Here is a 22212-nt window from a genome sequence, read left to right as displayed (position 1 = left end):
TATAGGTTGGGGAAACGCCAAATTGAGCAACTAGCGTTTGACGTAAGAAAACTCAACGCTACGCTAATATGTTTGTTGGGTTGAGCGATGCTCAACCCAACTTACTAATGCATTATTCTAGTCTTGTCGCGCCAATAGTAGAAAAAAGAGTTTAGAGAACTCGTAAAAAGTCACTTAACCGCAAGCGTCCTCTTCTATAACAATCCCGAATCATTCGTAACAAAGTACTGAGAAAAAATCCTTATTTTACAAGCATTCAAGCCGGGATTAATTCTCACGGTTGATTTAGGACGAGTATATTATTTGTCCTTCGTTGAGATATCAACCACAACTTTATTGTCAATCTTGATGTTTATGACAATACTATCGCAAGGTAGTTGTCCTAATGGGGAATTTGATTGGGCTGGTGGGGCTGGTGGGGTTGGTGATTCCCATTTCACTGGTACCCACTTTAATGGTTCCCAACCACTCCCTCCAACGAGGGCAAACGTTTTTTCTTCATCCAACTCTGTAATAACTGCAACCTCTTCTGGTTCAAAAGCGATGTTGACCATAACAAATCCTTCCGTCTACAAAATGACTCTGGTCTAGCGAATTTTTTTTAGTCACTTAACCAAAAATTACAGTAAGTTCCGTTAATGTAACGATTCTGTAATCTTTATAAGAAAACATTGACGGGTAGGTAAGAAGTAAGGAATAATAATGATTGGTCGCTTACCTTTGACCTTTCACATTATCCAGCTTACACCCGCCAATATTCACGTAGTATTGTCGTTGTTGTGAGTTGTGATGCCAGAAATAGTGGGCCCACTATGTTATAAGATGTCAATACACTTGTTCGTAAGGCTCGTCTCTAGTCCTTTGTCAGTTGTTGGTAGCAATTGGCGAAGGACTACTGGTTTATAAAGGTCTTAACGAAATAATGTGTAAGTTCCATACCTATTAGCTTAGTGCTGCCGTGATTTGTAGCGATAATACAAATCATGATAGAAAAATTTTTGGCAATACAAACAAACGAAACGGTTAAAGTGACTTTTGTTGAGGTGATAACTCAATTCAGAGCGTACTAGAGAGACAACTTATTACCAATTAATCAAGGTAGCACGATCTCTGCTGCTATCAGAGGAGTTTGAAGCATAAGCATTTCCACCACCAATTGCTACAGCAGTAGCTGTTTGATTGGTTACATTGATGTCGTTCTTGCCGCCTTTGACACCTCCGACATAAACGTCATTGTCATTATCGACATCAACATCTACTTTTTTGGCACCGAAAGTGTAGCCACCACCTACAACTCCACTGATTTCTTCATCAGCTAACTCTGTCATTACTACGAGGGTTTCTTGTTCAAATGTTGCAACTGACATAAAATTATTTCCTTCTAAAAAATGATATTTGGATAGTGCAATTCTTCTTTGACTTCACCAACAATTATGGCTAACAAAAGAATTGAGATACTTAAAAAAGAGTATCTAATGCTTTTTTGTTAACTTTATCTTTCGATAGTACTAAATTAATACATCTCAAGATTTTTTCTTGGCGTTGTCTTTGAATTTCACCATATTTAAACTATACAACTTTTATTTATAAAATATATAAAGAAAATGTAAAGTTAATAAAAAGGATTATTAAAGACTGAATTTTAAAAAATATCAAATAAAACAGTAATTCAAATTAAAATTAGCAAAATTTTCAAGGTAATAAAAGTAAGAAAAGTAGGAAGTTTAAAAATAGTACAATATCAGCGAAATAATTTAACTACTAATAGCTAAATACACAATAAGTCTATAAATGATTTATTTAAAACCAATATTTGGTGCTAAAAATTATACATTTTACTTAAGCAATCTAAAAAAAGATTAGTTATTATCAACCCCTATAATCTTTGCGCAGAAAACATTACAGGGATTTATAAGTATACAGAATCATCAAAATTAAAATAATGCTGCTATGTAAATATAGAACTAATATAAAAATAAAAAATTATATATTTAAAGGTAGTCACTTTCAATTTTATAAGCAAATTACAGGGTTAGATTACTTATTTGGCATTAAAATAACACCCATAAAATATTCGTAAATAACAAAATTCTCGACTTGTTTGAACAAGCCGAGAATATTAGCAATATCTAGCTTTTAAGCTAAGATATTTTCCATCAATTAGTTAGGGAATACTGGAATAAGTAGTTGGTTAGACTTAATTGAACAATGCGGTGTTAACTCAACTTTATCCATTTTTTGGCATCGCTCAAGCTGAGGCGAAACTTTTGTAGTACGGTAACTGTACTTTTTAATTTCGCCAATTGTCAGCAATAGCGAAAAAGTTTTTGCCAAAAAGGTGGTGTTTTGGGTGTATCAAGATAACTAGCTTCTTAATTTTGGATAAAGTCGAACTCAGAAAGACAGAAGTGTAAAATGTGGAGTTATAGCAGACATCATGCGAGCAACAACGAAGAATGAATTTACAGTACTCCCTTCAATCGATAAATTTTTAGAAAAACTGTAACCTTTCCAGGGTAATATTTTCACTCTAGCTGGTACTTCGACATCTTCTTGCTCTACTTCATATAGCAGTCCTAAATCATTTGTGAAAAATCAAAGTACATTTGTAACCCTTCTTTGCTGTTCCCTATTCCCCCAACCCTGTTCGCTACCTCAACGAAAAATTTCACAATTCATTTAGGAATGCTATAGATAGCTAGGGAACTTGAAGAACTCCACTAACATAATTCAAGATTGTTGTCGTTGCTTCTTTTGTTCCATTCACAGTTTTACTTGTCTTTGTTGTGACTGTTCTATTATTTCCAGTCTGCTTGTCTTCAATGGATTGTTCAATGATAATTTCAGTTCCATCCCCCGTTACATTTGAAGCTGAATAAGATACTGTTTCACCACCCACTATTCCCTTTAATTCACCATCTTTTAGCTCTTCGATAAGAACTTTTTGATGACTGTGAGATTTTAAACTAACTCGATTGGTATGAGCCATAATTTACTCCAAAAATATTGTAGATAACTTGCGTTAAACATGTATTTATTACTAACAATTTTTTTATTATATTGTCAACAGTTAATACAAAAAATGCACTTTTATAAACTAACTGACTTTTCCTACTTTTTTATAATTATTTCTAAGTTTATTAGAATAAAATTTAAAATTCAAAATTCAGAATGAATGACGTATGAATAATTTTATTGTTTTACAACCACCAAATTGAATAAAATTTAGTCTAATTTTATTCAATTACCAATAAAAACTATAAAAATATTCGTTCGCTACTTGCAAAATTACTACTGATATAGGCAGCATCATACATTTTTAGTAGAACACTGAATCTCTAAGGTTTCAAATTTTTGAATTTCATTTCAAACTTTAGGCTTGTGGCACTGTAAAGGTCAGAAGTAAGAGTATTCCAACTTCTGACCGATATAGTAAACAGATAATGAGGAGTGTATAACTCGGATTATACTAGGAATTAGTTAAGCGACCGTGAATACGAATTTTTAACATTCTCTTGGTTAAACAAACTTTTATAAAAACCACAGCCTTTGTAGGCTAGATTTTTATGCTAGTTAGTTTACCGCTTTTAGTTAATTCTCAAGAATTACCTTGAGTTATTTTATGATGTTGGTTCGCTCAAATACTTCTCATATCTGAGAAATTAGATTTCTTCTACTTTACTTCGTCAGATTAGGCAACTTAACCAAAAGTCCCAAGACCTGTTAAAAGCTCGTCGAGACCATCTGTGATTCTTACGAGTAAAGTACCCACTCCTCTACCTACCGTACCTAATAATCCTATTCCTCCCACTACTTCTTCTAATTCTTCTTCATTAATTTCCTCAACAATAACTTCTTGATTGATGGATTGTGCCAAGTTATTTTCGTTAACCATGATTTTTTTCTCCAGAAAATGTGTAGGCGTTTGTGCCTTTGATGTAATTACAAATAACAGTTTAATTAATAGCTTGTCAATACTTTTAAAAAACAACCCACTTTTATTACTTTTCCTACTTTTATTACTATTGTTTCTACGAATTTAGTATTTAATAAAACCTTATTGTATTCATCCTAAAGGAAGATGTTTTTTAAAAAATTTCCTTGTGAGCTTGATATGGGTTGAGTTTTTGGGCAATACGGTAAATCAACAGATAAGTTGTGTACAAGTTACTTACACACAGCATATAAAAATAAATGTTGTCAACATCAAAAGGCTGATTAAAGTTCATTAATAAGCAATTTATATAATTTATTTTAATCAAAATAAAAACACGTTAACAGGGGCGCACAGCTAGCTGTCAAGCCCTACCATTTGTCATAAGTTAAAAAAGAGCGCATTTTGTCAATACGCCTTTAAATAGAAATCATTCAGCAGACTGAAAAGTTTCCGGTCTACTGACAATTAACACTCAACGATCAACAGCGAACAATTGCAACCCAGTCCTTTTGCTAGTTGATGATTTTCGGCGAGTGGCTGGGATTTGTATGAACAGAATAGACCTCTTGCAATCAATTGCTTTTTGGAAGAGGGGGAAAAGGGTAAAGGTTAAAGGGGAAGGGGACTTTTGCAGAAGCTTTTCCCCTTCCCCTTTTCCCGACTTATGCAAGATGCTTGTTGCATTAGAGTTTAAATCCCCATGCAGATATCTAGAATGTTGATATGGCAGGGAATAGATAACAGCCTGTTATATTTTTTGCCAACTATAACTGGAGGGCAAGTACTGTGATGGAACCGATACAAGATAAACGGGCATTAGTTACAGGTGGTAACCGGGGGATTGGGTTTGCGATCGCCCAAGGTCTACTGGCAAAAGGCTATGAAGTGATTATTACTTCGCGATCGCTTGATAACGCCAAACAAGCAGCCCAGAAACTCCAAGGAAAGGTAATTCCTATCGAATTGGATGTGGCTGACGATCGCTCCATCAATGAAGCTGTAAAAACCCTGCACCAAAGGAGCGATCGCTTAGATGTTTTGATTAATAATGCCGGAGTGTATCCAGACGAGGATGTAAATATTCTCACCATTGACCGTGAGTTGCTCGATTCCACGATGAATGCCAACACGTTTGGCCCAATTCGCATGGTGCAGGCATTTTTACCTCTGTTAGAAAAATCCCCAAATGCTAGAGTTATTAACGTTTCCAGCGGTTATGGAGCATTGTCAGATTTATCTGCCGATGTCCCAAGTTACTGCTTATCAAAGCTGGCATTGAATGGCGCAACAATTATGCTGGCACAAGCTTTGCACTCCAAAGGCATCGTTGTGAATTCTATTTGTCCGGGGTGGGTGAAAACGGATATGGGTGGGTCATCAGCACCGCGATCGCCAGAACAAGGAGCCGACACTGCAATCTGGTTGGCTACTGATGCTCCACGCAATATAAGCGGTAAGTTTTTGCGCGATCGCAAAATAATTTCTTTTTAGCTTTATTTTCTTCTCCCTACTCCCTACTCCCTACTCCCTACTCCCTACTCCCTATTTCTTTCACCACCGCTACCAATTTTTCAATATGCGCTGCTTCATGAGTTGCCATTACAGATATTCTGATGCGACTTGTGGGCACTGTGGGCGGACGAATTGCTGGGGCAAAAATGCCAGCATCTCTGAGGTACTTTCCAGCCTTGAGTGCATCTGTGGCATTAGGCAATTGAAAACATAATATGGGTGATTCTGAAGGCAGTAATTTTAAATTAGGTAGATGTTCGAGCAAAGCTTTCAAGTAACGCACATTCTCCCACAATTGGGTGCGGCGTTGCGGTTCTTGTTGCACTATCTCGATCGCTGCTAAGGCTGCGGCTGTATCAGCAGGTGAAAGTCCAGTGGTGTAAATCCAGCTAGGTGCGCGGTTCCGTAAAAAGTCGATTAGGACGCTACTTCCTGCTACATACCCGCCTAAACTACCTAAAGCTTTACTCAAAGTACCAATTTGAATTAGAGGTTTTCCCGTACATCCAAAATATTCAACACATCCAGCACCACTTTTTCCTAATATCCCAGTGGCATGAGCTTCATCAACTAGCAGCATACAGTTAAATTCTTCAGCCAGATCCAAAAGTGCTGGCATTGGACATAAATCGCCATCCATACTGAAGACGCTATCAGTCAAAATCAAACAGCGCCGGTAATTTTGTCGCTGTTGACTTAACTGAGTTTTAAGTGCGACAACATCACAGTGCGGATATTCCACAACTGCTGCACCGCTGAGAATCGCCCCATTTTTCAAACTGGAATGATTGTATTGGTCAGATAAAATTAAATCCCGCTTTCCGACCAAAGCGGTAATTGCACCCAAATTAGCTAGATACCCTGAGCTAAATACCAAGGCATCTTCAGTTTGTTTGGTAGATGCGATCGCCTTTTCTAATTCTCTATGTAATTTACGATGCCCACTGAGTAATCTAGAACCAGTACTACCAGTACCAAATTCTTCAATAGCAGCGATCGCCGCTGTCATCAAACGTTCATCTCCAGCCAATCCCAAATAATCATTACTAGCAAAATTAATTACCTCTTGCCCAGCTAAAACCACCGTTGCACCCGGACGACCGTCAATAGTTTGTACTGAACGATACCAATCAGCCCGATGAATCGTTGCCAGAGATTTTTCTATCCAAGCATAAGGGTCATGGGGCATAGAGGAGGGTGGGGAGGTGGGGAGATGGGGAGGTGGGGAGATGGGGAGATGGGGAGGTGGGGAGATGGGGGAAATGACTAATGACTAATGACTAATGACTAATGACTAATAACCAACTTGTTCGCTACTACTGAGATGAGCGATCGCTTGTTTAATCCAATCTTCTACATAGGCATCTTTTGGTAGTCCGATGTCTTCACTTACTACGTGCAAGGCGTGACTGACTTCATGGGCAGTATACCCTAAAGCAAACAGCGTCATTTGCACTTCTTCGAGAATTCCTGGTGCAGGGCCGCCTGTGGCGACGAAGAAGCCCGCTGATTTGCGCCACTCGATCAATTTGCTTTTCAGTTCTAAACAGATGCGTTCGGCAATTTTTTTGCCGACACCGGGGGCTTGAATTAAGATTTGGGTATTGCCGGCGATAATTGCTTGGACTAGATCGGGTAGTTCCAAAGTGTCCAATAGAGCGATCGCTAAGGCTGCACCAATACCGCTAACAGTCAATAAGTGGCGAAATAAGTCGCGTTCAGATGGAGAAGCGAAGCCATATAGGAATGGCACTTCTTCGCGAATTTGCAAATGGGTAAAAATTTGCGCCACTCCTCCTGAATCTGGTAACTGCTGTGCCAAGCGTTGAGGAACTTGTAAATCATACCCCAAGCCATTGACTTCCAAAGTCAAAACAGTGCGATTACCAATTGTTTGAATACCAGCAACGATTCCTTTGAGATAGCTAATCATTCTAAAAAACCAAAATATTTTAATCCTTCCAGAATTCCACCCGCACAAAAATCTTGTGCTAGGTAACGATGGTCAGCCGGATACTCGTTGTGCCACTGGAGTAACTCTTTTCGAGCATTACCGACTATGATTCCCCTTTCGTTGCCTACAGCAAATAAAGCAATATCATTACCTGAATCACCGCAGACAACTGTTTGTTCTGCTGCAAATTTCCACTTTTGGCGTAAAAATTGCATTGCTTGACCTTTATCGCTGGTAAGGGGTACAATGTCAAGGTCTATTCCGCTACTGTAGATTAACTTTACATTTAATTTAAATTTATCCAACTCCGCCTCAAGTTGGGGTAGAATGCTGAACGCTATTTCTTGAGGAACAAAAAAACTCACTTTAAAAGCACGCTGTTCTGACTCTGGTTGCAGCTTTAATTCCGGGAAAGTCTCGGTTACGGATAAAATGAGTTCGCGATCCCAACCAGGGGAGAGGATTTCTGACCAACTCGAATCTGGAGTATTACTGCCATCAAGGTAGATTTCTGTTCCTACAGCAAGGACTAGAGCATCTGGTTGCAAAAGGTTTTTTTGAAGTTGGAGTTCTTGGTAAAGCTGAGGCGATCGCCCGGTAGAATAAACAATTTTAGTACCGTATTCTTCACGATGCTGGTTCAGCAGTTGATTCAGCTTTGGTAAAGCGTCGTCATTACCCACGGTGCGATATACAAGGGTGTCATCTAGATCGGTTACAAAAAGAAATGGTTTCATAATTTTGATGTACCTAAATTAGTAGTTGCCAAAATACCTGAAAATATCAAAATTGACCAAATAAAATACTTAGGAACGAATGCTTAAACATACGTTCCGAGTCAATTTACCAGATTTTGGCTCTTATGTAGTCCTACCTGTGTAAGAATTATTTCAAAGGTTAAAAAACCAGAGTTTCTCTGTATCTAATCAAGTCCGAGCGTTTCTCACCACTGAACTAGTGCGATCGATCGCAGTCGGATTGAAAATTAATATCACAAAGAGATAGCAAAATGAACAGCTTTCCCGCCTGGTACTTCGATGAATCTAAAATGGCTGGTGTTGACTTCGAGGATGTAGCACAAGTTGAAGCTTACGATCGCAATCAGACAGTAAGTACGCCAGAAAAAGAGCAAGCTTTAGTAAATCGCTTGGGCATTTCTTCGAGACATACTGTTATTGATTTAGGAGCAGGTACAGGTACTTTCGCAATCCAAGCTTCACTAATTGGTGCTAACGTACACGCTGTTGATATCTCACAAGCCATGATAAATTACGCTCAGAAGAAGGCCAAAATATTTGACGCTACTAATATCAAATTTCACCAAGCAGGTTTTTTGACTTATCAACATCAAGATGAACCTGTTGATTTCGTAGTTACCAAGAATGCGCTTCACATTTTGCCAGACTTTTGGAAAATGATTGCTTTTTTGAGAATAGCTGAACTACTAAAACCTAAAGGTATTTTTTATCTACGTGATGTAATCTTTTCATTTCCACCTGTAGAGTATAAAAGTTCAATCGATGAATGGATTAAACAGGTGGCAAAACCTGAAGGCCAGGGTTGGACAACTCAAGACTTTGAAATGCATGTGCGGGAAGAACACAGCACTTTTACCTGGATTGTTGAAGAAATGTTGACACGATCTGGATTAAAAATTTTAGAAGTAACTTATTTGACACCCGTTTATACCGAGTATTTATGCATGAAACCAGCTTCCTAAAAATAAGTTAGAGCAGATATTTTAGTTACTCGTCGCTCAAAGTTTCAATCAACAAATCCACTTGTTGCTGTCGCTGCTGCAAAAAACCTTCGCACTGGCGCAAATATTCAACAGCCTTGCCAAATTGGTCAAAAACCTCTTCCAATTCCAACTCACCCGCCTCAATACGAGCGATAATTCCCTCTATTTCAATAACCTTCGCTTCATAATTCCAACCTTCCATCGAATCAGAACTAGAAGTACTCTTGCGTTTAACCATTCAATTTTTGGCAGTTAGTTTATTTCCACAACCTTCACTTTAACTCCACCCTGCCCCAATTGATTCAACAAATCTTGTGAGTATTTTAGCCCCAATGCGATCGCCCTTATCTTCTCTCTCCTCAAAATGCATTACGATACAATCAACTTAATCACCTCTACGCCTGCTTTTCGTGGTCAACACCTCTCCACAACATCCGACTCCAATCCATTCTCCCTCCTACATTCCGCCTCTTGAGAGTGGCGATCGCTTAACTCGAAGAGAATTTGAGCGTCGCTACAATGCCATGCCCAACCTCAAGAAAGCCGAATTAATTGAAGGAGTCGTTTACGTGTCATCACCTTTGCGCTTTCAACCACATGCTGAACCACATGCGAATTTAATGGGCTGGTTGTGGTCTTATAAAGTAGCCACGCCTGGTGTCAGACTAGGTGATAATCCAACTGTGCGGCTAGATTTAGACAATGAACCCCAACCTGATGCCATTTTGTTAATCGACACAACTTGTGGTGGAAAATCTCATCTGGGTAGTGATGGTTACGTGGAAGGTGCGCCAGAATTAGTCGCAGAAGTCGCCGCTAGCAGTGCTACTAAAGATTTGTATGATAAAAAACGCGCCTATCGTCGTAATGGCATCTTAGAATATATTGTTTGGCAGGTTTTTGAGCAAACTATAAGTTGGTTCAGCTTGCAAGATGGTGAATACGTAATATTGACACCAAATGCCTCAGGCATAATTGAAAGTCTCGTGTTTCCTGGATTATGGCTGGATGTCTCAGCATTAGTTAATGACAATATGCAACAGGTTTTAGCAGTGTTGCAAACAGGGCTAAATTCAGCTGAACATCAAGCCTTTGTTGAGCAGTTGAACAATAGCTGATTTATTGACACTCGCACAGCTATCAAAACATAGCGAGCCAGCCTTTATGATTTTGGCGATCGCATTTGTTATTTTGGCGATCGCATTTGTTGTTTTGGCGATCGCATATATCTAAATCTGGTTTCTAGCTATCTCTGTGATTACACCTGCGATCGATTTTTGGCATTGTTTACAAAATCGAGCGATCCATTCCTGACAGTAATCTGTTGTAAGTCGCTATATATCTAAACTACTTTTTTACTTCTGTAACTTTCACTATAACCTCACCCTGTCCCAACTGAATCGATAAATTTTGCCCCACTTCTAACTCAGCCGCAGTACGAGCGATCGCTCCATTTTCTTGTCTCACCACTGCATAACCACGCTGCAACACAGCTTTCGGGTCGAGAGTTGCCAACTTTTGCCGCAACAATTCTAAATGTTGCTTTGCTTGCTGCGATCGCGCGATCGTTGCTTGTACCAATTGCCGACGCTTCCAAACTAGCTTCTGTGCCTCTTGTTCTAGTTGCCGATCTAACCGCAAACGTCGCAAACGGTTTCGTAGTGCTTGCAGTTTATTCTCAGCATTTTCCCCAAAGTCATGCATGACTTCATGCAAAGCCAGAACTCGCTGCCGATGCTCGGCATACAACTCTGCAATTGCGGGTACAACTGTTTCTGCTGCTGCCGTTGGTGTATGCACGCAGACATCTGCAACTAAATCTACCAAAGATTCATCTCTTTGATGACCAATACCAGTAATTACAGGAATCGAACAACTAGCAACAGCTCTCACCACTCGTTCATCATTAAAGCAAGCCAATTCCTCAACCGCGCCGCCACCACGCGACAAAATTAGCACTTCGGCGCGACCATCCCAGTCTACTCGTTCAATTGCTTTGACTATGGATTCTGGTGCTTGTTCGCCTTGTACTGTGGCAGGAGAAAATAAAACGTGTAAACCTGGATACCTTTGTTTGAGAGTTTTTTGAATATCGCCCCAAGCTGCCGCAGTTGGTGAAGTGACGACGGCGATGGTTTGGGGATGGATGGGGAGCGATCGCTTTCTTTGGCGATCGAATAACCCCTCAGCCAGCAAGCGATTTTTGAGTTGTTGATAGCGTAGCGCCTGTAAACCAACACCAGCAGGTAAAGCCTGCCAAACTGATAACTGATACTCTCCCCGTTGCGGATACAGGCGAATACTGCCCAAAATAATTATCTGCTCGCCAGCAACAGGTATCTGGGCGAGTTTTGCCAATTGACTATTCCACACCACACACTTAATTCCTGCGGTGCCATCCGTATCTTGCAAAGTGAAAAATAACCCACTGCGATGGTGGTTAGCACTGGAAACTTCGCCAGTTACCCAAACTTGCCGCAATTGTTCATCTTGCTCTAACAGCAAGCGGATATAGTCGGTTAAACCAGATACCGAAAGTGCCGTATCGAGAATGAGAGAGTTGGGAAGGTCGAAAGTCATCAAAGATGCCTGAAAGCATTTGTGCTGTGCCGATTCTAGCATTTTTAGTCAGAATCAAAGTTCATCGCAGTAAACGCTTCAATCTTTTCTAGACATCATCATTGCGTTTATCGACTAAAATAACCTCTACTAAAATATAAGAATTATAATGCGATCGCCGTAAGATTTGATAAACAGCGTTAAGGGTTTAATCTTTTAAAGATTGGAGTAACGAGCTAGGACGTGCAGCTTTTACAGAAAGATAAAGGTCGGGATAGCGAACAAATATATAGTGTTCATACTCGTACCAATGCATCTCACTTTTTTCTTGGTTACAAACCTGGCAAATAACCCATAAATTTTTGAATTCTATTGATAACCAGGGATATTGCGATCGAGGTAATTTGTGATCTATTGTCTTACCACCTTTATCAGAGTAGTGATACCCACAAATTGGACAGTGCCAGTTTGAATTTGCTTTGACCCAATCTTTACTTTCTTGGGTTGTGCCACATTCATAATCACCATTAATATAGCGCCAGTAATCAAATTTCCTGTAATTTTCAAAATCTTGAGGAGTTAGTTTGTGATATCGTTTATTACCAATTTTATTTGCCAGCCTAAATAAGTCTCTCAAGTCTTTATCTTTAAAATCTACCATATTTGGCTAAAATTTAAATTTTCTAAATGATTTTTAATTCGCTTGATTCCAATATCTTTTACTGGCGTTTTTACTAAAATCAATAAATTCTACTTCTGTATCCGGAAACTGCTTATCAATTTCTTCAGCAATCTCATTAACTTCTCTAGATAAATTTTGATGGAAGTGTTGTATTTCTTGACTTGTCAGATATTTATTTCCAATACGGTCGGCTTCTAAGAATAATTCCTCAAGTGTTAACTCTGCAAGAGGATATTTTAATAAAAAATCTTCGATTTTTTGATAAAGATTAATAACATTAATCCATCCAACATTTTTATAAAGATTTTCTTTTAGCCAAACTTTGTCTTTTTGATGAAGCTGAGTTCGATTCTTCGAGTTAGTACGTTGAAGTTCGCGATAATTCATACCCTGAAAAAATTTCTTGTTGTAAGTCATAAATCCAGTTAATCAGCCTAGTGTTGATTTGAACATAATAATTAAAGCTTGACGAATTTCACTATCATCATACTGAAGAAGCTTTTTGGTACTCATAGCTAATTTGAGCCTAATTTCGTCTATTAAATTTTTTAATGCTTTATTGTCTTTTTTTAGTTCTTCATTTGCGTGTATTAACTCACTATTTTGAACATTTATACCTTTTAATTTCATTTCTAACACTTTGTTTGTGTCAGATAAATTTTGAATTTCAGTTTCATATTTTTCATTTTCTTGTTTTTGATATTTTTTTAGCTTTTCAATTTTGGCAGCATATTCCTGATTATTTTTTTCGATCTCATTGCTTTTCTTTGTGACCAAACCTTTCTGAGCAGCTTGAAGGCGCTGACGCTTAATTAGCTCAGAACCAGCAAAAAGCGAAATAGCTCTGCGAATCGTAATCTCATCAGGATTGGTACTAAAGTCAATTACTTCCAATGCACGCATAGCATCTGCTTTTGTCCATCCCTCATTTTCAAGCAGCTTAATACTCTGTGATTTATTCACGTTTGCTCAATATATTGATGTAAAATATATTACTAGTTTATCAGTACACTATCTTGATGCCAACTGCCTGGATTCAATGATAATAGTAACTTTACTAAACTTATCAATGTCGGAGGCGATCGCCGCTTTTGTTGAGGGCCAGGGGATTTGACGAACGCTCGATCTTACCATGATAGTAACTAGCCTTTTCTCTCCAAGACAAAGCAGCCTAAGCTATGTACAGTCGATAAAATCAGTTAGTTGTTTAAATAATTTTGTTTGAAAATCCCTGACTTACCTACCCAAAAGCAGCTATCTCTGGATACAAGTTGGTATCATTGTGCAGGACTACCCTAATCAGATGGCGATCGAGTTACGATCTTGTCACAGTTGATTTTTAACTTAATAAGTCCTATTCCAGAATTTTCTGGTTTAAAATAGTATATCTGTTCTACTCAACATCTAAACCCACACTCCTGAAAATCCATATACTTAGAGGCTCTAATGGCTATCAATACCGATACTTCTGGCAAGCAAAAAGCGTTAAATATAGTACTCAACCAGATTGAGCGCAGCTTCGGTAAAGGAGCAATCATGCGCCTGGGAGATGCTACCCGGATGCGGGTGGAGACAATTTCCAGTGGGGCGCTGACCTTGGATTTGGCATTGGGAGGCGGTTTACCTAAGGGGCGGGTAATTGAGATTTATGGGCCCGAAAGTTCTGGTAAAACCACAGTAGCGTTACATGCGCTCGCCGAAGTGCAAAAAGAAGGTGGCATTGCTGCGTTTGTTGATGCCGAACATGCCCTTGACCCCACCTACGCTGCGGCATTGGGTGTAGATATTGACAATTTGCTGGTTTCCCAACCTGATACAGGAGAAGCCGCTTTGGAAATTGTCGATCAACTGGTTCGTTCTGCTGCGGTTGATATTGTAGTTATTGACTCGGTAGCAGCATTAGTTCCCCGCGCTGAAATTGAAGGCGATATGGGTGATGCTCACGTTGGTCTCCAAGCGAGGTTGATGAGCCAAGCCCTACGTAAAATTACTGGAAATATTGGTAAATCTGGTTGCACAGTGATTTTCATCAACCAGTTGCGGCAAAAAATCGGTGTTACTTACGGAAGTCCAGAAACCACAACTGGTGGTAATGCATTGAAGTTTTATGCTTCTGTGCGCTTGGATATTCGTCGGATTCAAACCTTGAAAAAAGGTACAGATGAATTTGGTAACCGCGTCAAAGTCAAAGTTGCCAAAAATAAAGTAGCGCCACCTTTTAGAGTTGCGGAATTTGACATTATTTTTGGTAAAGGTGTTTCTATCTTGGGTTGCCTCGTGGATCTGGCAGAAGAAACTGGCATCATTATTCGCAAAGGAGCTTGGTACAGCTACAACGGCGATAACATTTCTCAAGGACGAGACAACGCCATTAAGTATCTAGAAGAAAAGCCAGAATTTGCCGAACAAATTAAACAACTGGTACGGGAAAAGCTAGATAAAGGTGCTGTTGTTTCTGCTAACTCTGTATCAAAGTCCAATGAAGATGAAGATGAAGATGAAATCGAATTAGAGGAAGAAGAATAAGCAATTTTGGCTTTGATGATTTCATGTATGAAAACAATTCTGCATGATATCAAAATTCTTGTAGAGACGCTGCAATTGCAGCGTCTCTAAATATAAATGCATACAAAATTGAGCTATAGCGCAATTTTTAATTATATGGTGCCTTATGTCTCTTCATAAGGCACCTTTTTCACAATAGTAATACGTTACCCTTGCTGTTTGCTTTTCAATTTTTTAGCTGGGATTATACGGTTTTTGTCTGCTAAAAAGGCGGTCTAAAATTTCTGATTTCTGTTCTGAACTGAAGTTTTCATACCAATGGTCAATTTTATCAGCTACTCCGGAATTTCTGAAAATCTCTAAATTATCATTTGGGCGGTCAATTAAAATTTTTGGTCGATCGCGAGGATAAGTCAGTATTTCTGCTTTGCTTTCACTCTTACGATTCATCAGCTGCATCAATAACTCCATTGCTACAGTTGGTAGAACGCGGCACTTATCCTCGACAAAAAAATTAAAACTCAGGCTACCTAAACGAATGCGATCGCCATCTTTGAGTTTGATCGGTTCAAGAGCACGTTTCTCATTCACAAATGAGCCATTGGTACTGTTAAAATCAATCAAATAGAAGCCTTCAGACTCAATATGTTGAATCGCAGCGTGGCGACGAGACATATAACTATCAGGAATGCAAATGCCACTGTTGCGACCACGACCTATTATCCAGATCCGCTGTGGTTGTCGTAAACTTTCGGTCTGATTGTCACATAAATTAGTCATCAAATAAACGGCAGTAGTATCGACTATCCCGTTTACATAATATGTTTTCACCTTCTTCAACGACGGTTGATATACGTTTTCTAGCTGAAGAATCTCGTCTAGGAGGCCGTTGTGGTGTTCGTACAATTTGAGAAATACTTGATATAAAGTTAATCTCCGTTCTATTTCCGTTTGTGCAAAGTCAGCCATCATATATAAACCTTGTATGACCTGATTTCGGGGGTGAATATTCTGCTTCAGCCTACAATCAGAGATAATTGCTTTTTTAATTTCCGCTGCCATCTCAGAATTTGACTGGCTTACGAAAGTTAAATTTGACAAATTTTAGATATTAAATTCCCTGTTGTTTATAGCTATAAAAATTATCGCAATCTTTATAAAAAATTATGTGATGGTTTATTTTTTATTGTAAATAATCTTTTATTGTTTTTAACAGATCAAATCTATAAAGATTTCATAAAGATTACTAAAAACTCCCCGTATTTGTACGCAATAATAATATTCAAAAATTTGACGTTATAAATACGTGAAAATATTCCATTTCTAAGTATAATTTCCAGCATATTTCATCTAAATGAGGAAGACAAGAGCCGACAGGCAATGCCACAAAATTTATGAAATTAAAATGTGTATTTTACGTACTTGTAAAGTACTGTAGAAATTTTCTCACAGCACTTGTGCGACTAATAAAGAAATACCGTTGAGTTAAAGAAAGTTTTGTAAAGATTAGATGCGATCGCAAAAATTTCTTTAATTGGAAGTACCTAACTTCCGTGTAAATGCGAACTTTCAAATCACAATAAGCCTCGTTTGCCATTGGGACGCACGGTCATCCAATTAGTTTTTGCTAGTGCTAGCTGTTCATCAGAAATTTTGGCATTTGTGAGATTGGCGCCACATAAATTAGCTCCTCGGAGGTTAGCATTGGTGAGATAAGCATGGCTAAGGTCTGCCCCTCGTAGGTCTGCCCCTTCTAGATCGGTATGGTTAAAGTATGCTTTGCTCAAATTAGCGTCTTTGAGATTAGCTCTAGTGAGACTGGCTCTGCCAAAGTCACTGTTGTGAAGATTAGCTCCCTGGAGATTGGTTTTTTGTAATTGAGCGGAATGAAAATTTGTTCCCGATAAGTCAGCACCTTGCAGGTTTAGCAAACTTAAGTTGTGTAAGGCAAAATCCCGTCTTCCTTTGATGTAAGCTGTTAGTAAACTTTGGGTATCTAACTTGCGCTCGACTTTAGAATTTGGAATTTGGGAACCATTACTGTTGCTGTTAGCGAAAGTCGTTGATTTGCCGATTCCAGCAGCTTCAGCCTTGGCTCGTCTAGCGCGAATTGCTGCTGCTACCTGTGCTACTCCTGCGCTAGTAACAGCCACAGAAGGATTGCTACATAAAACAGCAGAATCTTCCATACGGTTGTATGTTTGCCCTTTAACTCCAGCATCCGGAGATTTAGTCAGCAACCCCTGTGCTAAACTGTCTAAGTATGGTTCTATCTCTAAGGCTCTGAGAACGTCTGCTGCTGACTGATAACGATTGCGTACTGATACCTCTAACATTCTCCGTAATACGTTGGTCAAGTGGTCGCTCACTTGCACCAGCTGTTCCCACATCATCTCACCAGTTGTGGGATTGTAATCTAAATCTTTAGGAGTTTTACTAGTTAGCAAATAAATACATGTCACCCCCAGTGCGTAAATATCACTAGCGTAGACTGGACGCATTGCCATTTGTTCTGGAGGTGCAAAACCAGGAGTACCGATAGCATAAGCAGTTAAGGCGGTCTGTCCCGATTGACTCGCCGCACCTTGGGTAACTTGATTTTTGACGGCGCCAAAGTCAATGAGTACCATTCTGGCATCTTGACTGCGGCGAATTAAGTTAGCTGGCTTGATATCTCGGTGAATTACCTTTTGCTCGTGGATGTATTGCAGCAATGGCAAAATCTCACTCAAGAATTGCTTGACTCCAGTTTCGGTTAACACACCGTTGAGTTTGACCTCTTCCTGCAAGGTATCACCACTGATATATTCTTGAACTAAGTAGAATTGTTCATATTCTTCAAAATAGTCCAGCAGCCGTGGTACTTGGGGATGATTGCCAATCTTACCCAGAGTTTTGGCTTCTCGCTCAAAAAGTTCTCTGGACATCTGTAAAACATGTGGGGAGTTGCTAGAGGGGCGTAGTTGCTTGATTACACAACTAGGTTCTCCTGGTAAGACTCGATCCTGGGCTAAAAAGGTTGCTCCAAAGCCACCTTGGCCTAATGGCTTGACTACTTGATAGCGATCGCGCAACAGTAGTAGCGAGCCACAAGACTGACACCTTTGGCTATTTACCAAATTTTCTGGATTGCGACAGGTAGGATTTAAGCAGTAGCTCATGCACTGTCAACTCGCTGCACGAAGAATCATAGGGAGTTTTTATACTCTCCTTTAATTATTTAGATCTCAATCAACACTTGCCAGGTAATTTTTGCTGGAAATCCTTTGAAGAGTTTCTAAAGTTTAAATAAGATTACGTACAGCGATCGCCAAAACCAAATCATTTATTATACCTACATTCTTGCATGATACTTGAATGACTTTATACTAATTTATATTTCTATTTTAGAATGTATAATTTCACACAATCCTATCTGTACCACTGCTTTGCCGGAGATGTATTACATCATGCGTCCTTAATTATTTATTTTTCCAACATCTGTACAGAAATTGGGAAAGCTTCCCTATCCTATGCCTTTTAATATATTAAAGAGCGGTCTTTAGCTAGATGCATACCATATTAGGTGCTGGAGGGGAGTGCCAAAACCACTTGCTGTGGGAAAACACGCCAGTTACTCGACTTGGGGAAACCCCAAGACCGAACTGGCTCTGCTACGTACCCGTCACTGGCTCCCCTACAGAAAATCCTGTAGGAGCTTGGATGCCCGTATTGGAGACAATTTAGGATCGACTTTATTAGTTGAAGAAACTATTAGCTAGCTTTCATATTGACACCAATCAGCTGTTCGAGAAGTGCTAAAACATCACTGCGACTGAGTTTTTCTTTACCATTCGCCAGGGCATCAAGGGTTCCATGTGCTAAGGTCAAGGGAATTTGGCAAAAGTCTAAGGCTGGGCCTGTGGGAAGATTTTTGGTGTAAGCTTCTGCCAAGCCTAGATTGCGCCGCGCATACTCTTGCATGTTAGCTGCATTCCAACCTTCTGGAAAAAAGTCTACTCCACGTCTGAGATCTTCAGTATGATTACGCAGGATATTAACTGCTTGTAAACCCCGGCCAAACCCAATGGCTTGGGTACGATTTGTTTGTGTTCCATCGTACCAAGTCCATAAGTCCGAAAGTAATAATCCCACTGCACCTGCAACCGCAAAGGTATAACGGTCTAAATCAGATTCGGTGTAAATTTTCCAGTTGATTTCTGCCCAGTAAGCCATCCGGTCTGCCATTGCAGCAGTGGCATCCCAAATTCTAGGTGCAATGGTTTCAGGTGCTAGCAGCGACCATTCTCGAACCCTGAGAGTAACTTCTTCTAAGGAATTCTCATATTCACTAAATCCTGCTTTGAAAGCGTCTAGCGCGAAGCCATCAACTCCCGCCTGTAGTGTCAAACTGATTGCGCGTAAGAGTTTTGCTTTTGTAGGGTTGTCTAGTTCTCGATGATCTTCAATTTCATCAATAGCACGCATACACAAATATGCTGATGCTACTGCTTCTTGCAATCCTGGCGGTAAAAGACTAATTGGAATATAAAAAGTTCGGCTAGTTTCTTTAAGGATTTGCAGAGCATCTCTACGTAAATTCATGTTATCACTCCCCGCTTGATTTTTACACCACATGAAGTTTGCAGTTTTTTGATGATACTGGATATAGTTTTGACTAAACTTTAAAAACTATAGACTATAAGATACGCTAGTATTTCATCTGAAAATTAATAGTTTTTGGTGTTGCAATTAACAAAACTCTCAAATTTATCAAAGTCTAGTCTAGTATATAGGCTTTTGGTTGCAAAAAAGGTTCAGGTGTATTTCTATATAGACATCATGAAGTTTTTAGCCTAAATATAAACAATCATCCTAAGCACTAAAAGATTAGGTGAGAATAGCTACAAAAGTTTTTTGTATTTATACAGCTTTGATACCTCAACTTACTCGTTTATTTTTCTCAATTAGATATGCAGTGGCGTCAGCATAAAAAACGAGTACTATATTCTGGCATCAGGCTTAACATTATCTCTCCTGGAAATTAATTAGTTTTATTTATAATTATCTACAAGTAAATTATCAAAAAAACTGTATTGCTTAATACAGATAAAATAGCAAAAACAATTACTTGACGCTACCGATTGAAGGCATCGGAAGTATTTAATTTCAAAAATTATCGGACTTATAAGTGTTGCGATCGCACTGGAGATTTTGTAACAGATGTATTCTTTAATCATAAATGATATCAGTAGATAAAAACTCACAACTAGTAATTAATGATAAAATAAGCTTATAAATTAACCAGTATATACCAACCAAAATTAGCTACACAAACTCAAATATACTGAGTGTTTGATTGTTCGCAAAAACAATTTTTATTGCGAAGATTCATGTCTAGAGGTTAAATTACCCTAAATCTGCGTTAATTTAATTACTAAAATTTTGTATATATAATTACAACTGTTAATACTAATAATAGCAATTTTGTATATTTTTAAATGCAAGCGTTAATTTGCCAAAGAGTTATGGTGGACTAAATTAGATGCATACTGAAGCGATCGCTGCTTATAAGTTATTTTTATTACTAAATAGTAACGTATATTTATTCAATAAAAATAAAAAAGGTGGGAAAATATCCCACTTAGGAAAACATTCGTGAATATTTAATGTAACTTTTTACTCGTCTTCCACTGATGCCAACCCATTAATCGCTGGGCCATTAATTACTTTTCCGTAAGTATCAAACCGCGAACCGTGACAGGGACAATCCCAGGTCTTTTCTGAGGAATTCCAGGCGACGATACAATTGAGGTGAGTACAGATTGCCGAATGTTGGTGTAGCGTGCCGTTTTCGTCTCGATAAGCTGCGACTTTTGTCAAACCACGCCGCACTACTGCACCCGTACCAGGGGTGATTTTTTCCACAGAATCAACATCTCCTGGTGTTACCCAATTTAAATATTGGCTAGCAACGTTGAGATTTTCAGAGATAAAATCACCTAATCCGCCAGTTCTCACGCGCGACGGGTCATAAAGCTCTGTCCAGGTATTTTTTCGTCCTAAAATCAAATCAGTTAACAGTATACCTGCAATTGTGCCGTGGGTCATGCCTATGCCTGTATCACCCGTGACGATGTAAACGTTTTGTTCGTCAAAGGGATTTTTGCCTATGTAAGCAATACCATCATCAGAATTCATTACCTGACCCGACCAACGAAATAAAACTTCCTCTACCATCGGAAAACGTTCTTGCGTCCATGTCTGGAGTTTGGCATACCGAGCATTGGCGTCGTCTGCTTGTCCAGTTTTATGGTCTTCACCGCCAACTATTAAAATATCATACTGCTCGTTCAATTTCTGTAATCTTACGTAGTGGTAAGGGTCGAGGGTATCCCAATAAAGGGCTTTGTAAACTGAATTGCGAGGCACTTTCAGACCGATGACAAAAGTCATGTATGGAGCTTGCTTAAAGTGCATAGTAGCTAAATTACTAATGGGCGAATTGGTTGCTACTACCACAGCGTCGGCTGTGACAGCTTGACCGTTGCTGGTTTCAACGCGTGCGGGGAAACCACCTTTGATTTTTTCTACGTGGCTTTTAGTAAAAATTCGACCGCCACGACGTTGAATGGCTTCTGCAAGTCCGGCGAGATACTTCAGGGGGTCGAATTGCCCTTGTTGGGGAAAGCGTAGACATACTCCTGTATCAAAATTAGTTAATGGTGCTTTTTGAAGCATTTCTACATTAGTGAGTCCGACTCTATGTGCAGCTTCTAACTCTTGCTGAATTTCATCCAATGAGTTTGCATCAGGTGGAAACAAATAGCCATCAAGCCGCTCAAAATCGCAGTTAATATTTTCTTGGGTAGCGATCGCTTCTATAGTATTAATAGCCGTTGTATGACTTTGAGCAATAAGTTTTGCACCTTCTTTTCCGTGTATTTGCTCAAGTTCGTAGTAACGTTCGGTTAGCACATTTGATAGGTGTGCTGTTGTCCGCGCAGTTTGGCCGCCACCAATCAGGCCATCATCTAGCACGACTACAGACTTTCCTTGGCGGGTTAAAATATAAGCAGTTGACATCCCGGCTATGCCAGCACCCACGACGCACACATCTGCATAAATATTTTCTGTAAGCGCGGTTTGTTCTGGAACTTTTGCGCTTGTCATCCAAATAGAAATAGTTTTGCCAGAGTCGTTTTGCATTTTTTTGTAGAGTCTCAGACCTAATTTATCTGCTAGAAATAGCTCGATCGCGCTAAGGGTGACAGGAAAATCAAAACTGACAAATAACAACAAATATTTTGATACTTTTCCTGTTTCGCTTGTAGTTATGTATA

The 22212-nt window shown here is 39.1% G+C and carries 21 protein-coding genes; 5 read left to right on the top strand and 16 right to left on the bottom strand.

The genetic code is table 11. The annotated features are described in order from the left end of the window. Positions 1–299: 299 nt before the first annotated feature. The 4 genes from NSTC745_RS23665 to NSTC745_RS23650 form a co-directional block, all read right to left on the bottom strand. Positions 300–554: a hypothetical protein gene (locus tag NSTC745_RS23665; protein ID WP_445633143.1), complete on the bottom strand. Its 255-nt coding sequence runs from the start codon at positions 552–554 to the stop codon at positions 300–302. A 528-nt stretch (positions 555–1082) separates the two neighbouring features. Further along, positions 1083–1367 (bottom strand): hypothetical protein, encoded by a 285-nt coding sequence (locus NSTC745_RS23660; protein ID WP_445633142.1) that lies wholly within the window; start codon positions 1365–1367, stop codon positions 1083–1085. A 1331-nt stretch (positions 1368–2698) separates the two neighbouring features. Next, positions 2699–2989, bottom strand: a complete 291-nt coding sequence (locus NSTC745_RS23655; protein ID WP_445633141.1) for a hypothetical protein — start codon at positions 2987–2989, stop codon at positions 2699–2701. 711 nt (positions 2990–3700) lie between these two features. Further along, complete coding sequence (locus tag NSTC745_RS23650) at positions 3701–3895, bottom strand: hypothetical protein (protein WP_445633140.1); 195 nt, start codon at positions 3893–3895, stop codon at positions 3701–3703. 831 nt (positions 3896–4726) lie between these two features. On the opposite strand from NSTC745_RS23650, the gene NSTC745_RS23645 reads away from it, so the two are divergent. Then, positions 4727–5428, top strand: coding sequence for an SDR family NAD(P)-dependent oxidoreductase (locus NSTC745_RS23645; RefSeq protein ID WP_445633139.1), 702 nt, complete (start codon positions 4727–4729; stop codon positions 5426–5428). 37 nt (positions 5429–5465) lie between these two features. On the opposite strand, the gene bioF is transcribed toward NSTC745_RS23645, so the two are convergent. The 3 genes from bioF to NSTC745_RS23630 all read right to left on the bottom strand — a co-directional run bounded on the left by bioF (position 5466) and on the right by NSTC745_RS23630 (position 8140). Then, the gene (bioF, locus tag NSTC745_RS23640) at positions 5466–6638 is read right to left on the bottom strand and encodes an 8-amino-7-oxononanoate synthase (RefSeq protein ID WP_445633138.1); all 1173 of its coding nucleotides are present in this window, start codon (positions 6636–6638) and stop codon (positions 5466–5468) included. A 105-nt stretch (positions 6639–6743) separates the two neighbouring features. Next, entirely contained in the window at positions 6744–7382 is a 639-nt protein-coding gene (gene ruvA, locus NSTC745_RS23635) for a Holliday junction branch migration protein RuvA (protein WP_096538744.1), read from the bottom strand. After that, complete coding sequence (locus tag NSTC745_RS23630) at positions 7379–8140, bottom strand: sucrose-phosphate phosphatase (RefSeq protein WP_445633137.1); 762 nt, start codon at positions 8138–8140, stop codon at positions 7379–7381. The genes ruvA and NSTC745_RS23630 overlap by 4 nt, the downstream gene beginning before the upstream one ends. A 272-nt stretch (positions 8141–8412) precedes the next feature. On the opposite strand from NSTC745_RS23630, the gene NSTC745_RS23625 reads away from it, so the two are divergent. Then, positions 8413–9123 (top strand): class I SAM-dependent methyltransferase, encoded by a 711-nt coding sequence (locus NSTC745_RS23625; RefSeq protein WP_445633136.1) that lies wholly within the window; start codon positions 8413–8415, stop codon positions 9121–9123. Positions 9124–9148: 25 nt separating this feature from the next. Here NSTC745_RS23625 and xseB read toward each other — a convergent pair whose 3' ends face one another. Further along, positions 9149–9382 (bottom strand): exodeoxyribonuclease VII small subunit, encoded by a 234-nt coding sequence (xseB, locus tag NSTC745_RS23620; RefSeq protein WP_445633135.1) that lies wholly within the window; start codon positions 9380–9382, stop codon positions 9149–9151. A 172-nt stretch (positions 9383–9554) separates the two neighbouring features. Between xseB and NSTC745_RS23615 the strand changes: the two genes are divergently transcribed. Next, positions 9555–10262, top strand: a complete 708-nt coding sequence (locus NSTC745_RS23615; RefSeq protein WP_445633134.1) for a Uma2 family endonuclease — start codon at positions 9555–9557, stop codon at positions 10260–10262. A gap of 229 nt (positions 10263–10491) precedes the next feature. Here the strand turns inward: NSTC745_RS23615 and xseA are convergent, their stop codons facing one another. The 4 genes from xseA to NSTC745_RS23595 all read right to left on the bottom strand — a co-directional run bounded on the left by xseA (position 10492) and on the right by NSTC745_RS23595 (position 13348). Next, a complete protein-coding gene (gene xseA / locus NSTC745_RS23610) occupies positions 10492–11724 on the bottom strand; it encodes an exodeoxyribonuclease VII large subunit (RefSeq protein ID WP_445633133.1) in 1233 nt (410 codons plus the stop codon). Between the two features lie 187 nt (positions 11725–11911). Further along, a complete protein-coding gene (locus tag NSTC745_RS23605; protein WP_445633132.1) occupies positions 11912–12364 on the bottom strand; it encodes an HNH endonuclease in 453 nt (150 codons plus the stop codon). Positions 12365–12397: 33 nt separating this feature from the next. Continuing rightward, positions 12398–12802, bottom strand: coding sequence for a hypothetical protein (locus NSTC745_RS23600; protein ID WP_445633131.1), 405 nt, complete (start codon positions 12800–12802; stop codon positions 12398–12400). 12 nt (positions 12803–12814) lie between these two features. Beyond that, on the bottom strand, positions 12815–13348 hold the full coding sequence (locus NSTC745_RS23595) for a hypothetical protein (RefSeq protein WP_445633130.1): 534 nt from the start codon (positions 13346–13348) through the stop codon (positions 12815–12817). Positions 13349–13831: 483 nt separating this feature from the next. Between NSTC745_RS23595 and recA the strand changes: the two genes are divergently transcribed. After that, positions 13832–14911: a recombinase RecA gene (gene recA / locus NSTC745_RS23590; RefSeq protein ID WP_096538734.1), complete on the top strand. Its 1080-nt coding sequence runs from the start codon at positions 13832–13834 to the stop codon at positions 14909–14911. A 213-nt stretch (positions 14912–15124) separates the two neighbouring features. Here the strand turns inward: recA and NSTC745_RS23585 are convergent, their stop codons facing one another. After that, positions 15125–15952 carry an FHA domain-containing protein gene (locus NSTC745_RS23585; RefSeq protein ID WP_445633129.1) on the bottom strand — a complete coding sequence of 276 codons (828 nt, stop codon included), beginning with the start codon at positions 15950–15952 and terminating at the stop codon, positions 15125–15127. A gap of 512 nt (positions 15953–16464) precedes the next feature. Then, complete coding sequence (locus tag NSTC745_RS23580) at positions 16465–18051, bottom strand: protein kinase domain-containing protein (protein WP_445633128.1); 1587 nt, start codon at positions 18049–18051, stop codon at positions 16465–16467. Between the two features lie 388 nt (positions 18052–18439). On the opposite strand from NSTC745_RS23580, the gene NSTC745_RS23575 reads away from it, so the two are divergent. Next, positions 18440–18616 carry a hypothetical protein gene (locus NSTC745_RS23575; RefSeq protein ID WP_445633127.1) on the top strand — a complete coding sequence of 59 codons (177 nt, stop codon included), beginning with the start codon at positions 18440–18442 and terminating at the stop codon, positions 18614–18616. A 27-nt stretch (positions 18617–18643) separates the two neighbouring features. Here the strand turns inward: NSTC745_RS23575 and NSTC745_RS23570 are convergent, their stop codons facing one another. Then, complete coding sequence (locus tag NSTC745_RS23570; RefSeq protein WP_096539556.1) at positions 18644–19474, bottom strand: squalene/phytoene synthase family protein; 831 nt, start codon at positions 19472–19474, stop codon at positions 18644–18646. A gap of 1074 nt (positions 19475–20548) precedes the next feature. Further along, on the bottom strand, positions 20549–22171 hold the full coding sequence (locus tag NSTC745_RS23565) for an FAD-dependent oxidoreductase (protein ID WP_445633126.1): 1623 nt from the start codon (positions 22169–22171) through the stop codon (positions 20549–20551). Between the last annotated feature and the right edge of the window lie 41 nt (positions 22172–22212).

This window comes from Nostoc sp. DSM 114161 (genome assembly GCF_052692665.1).
The sequence above is the reverse complement of the archived record's forward strand: the minus strand, read 5'-3'. Positions and strand labels throughout refer to the sequence as shown.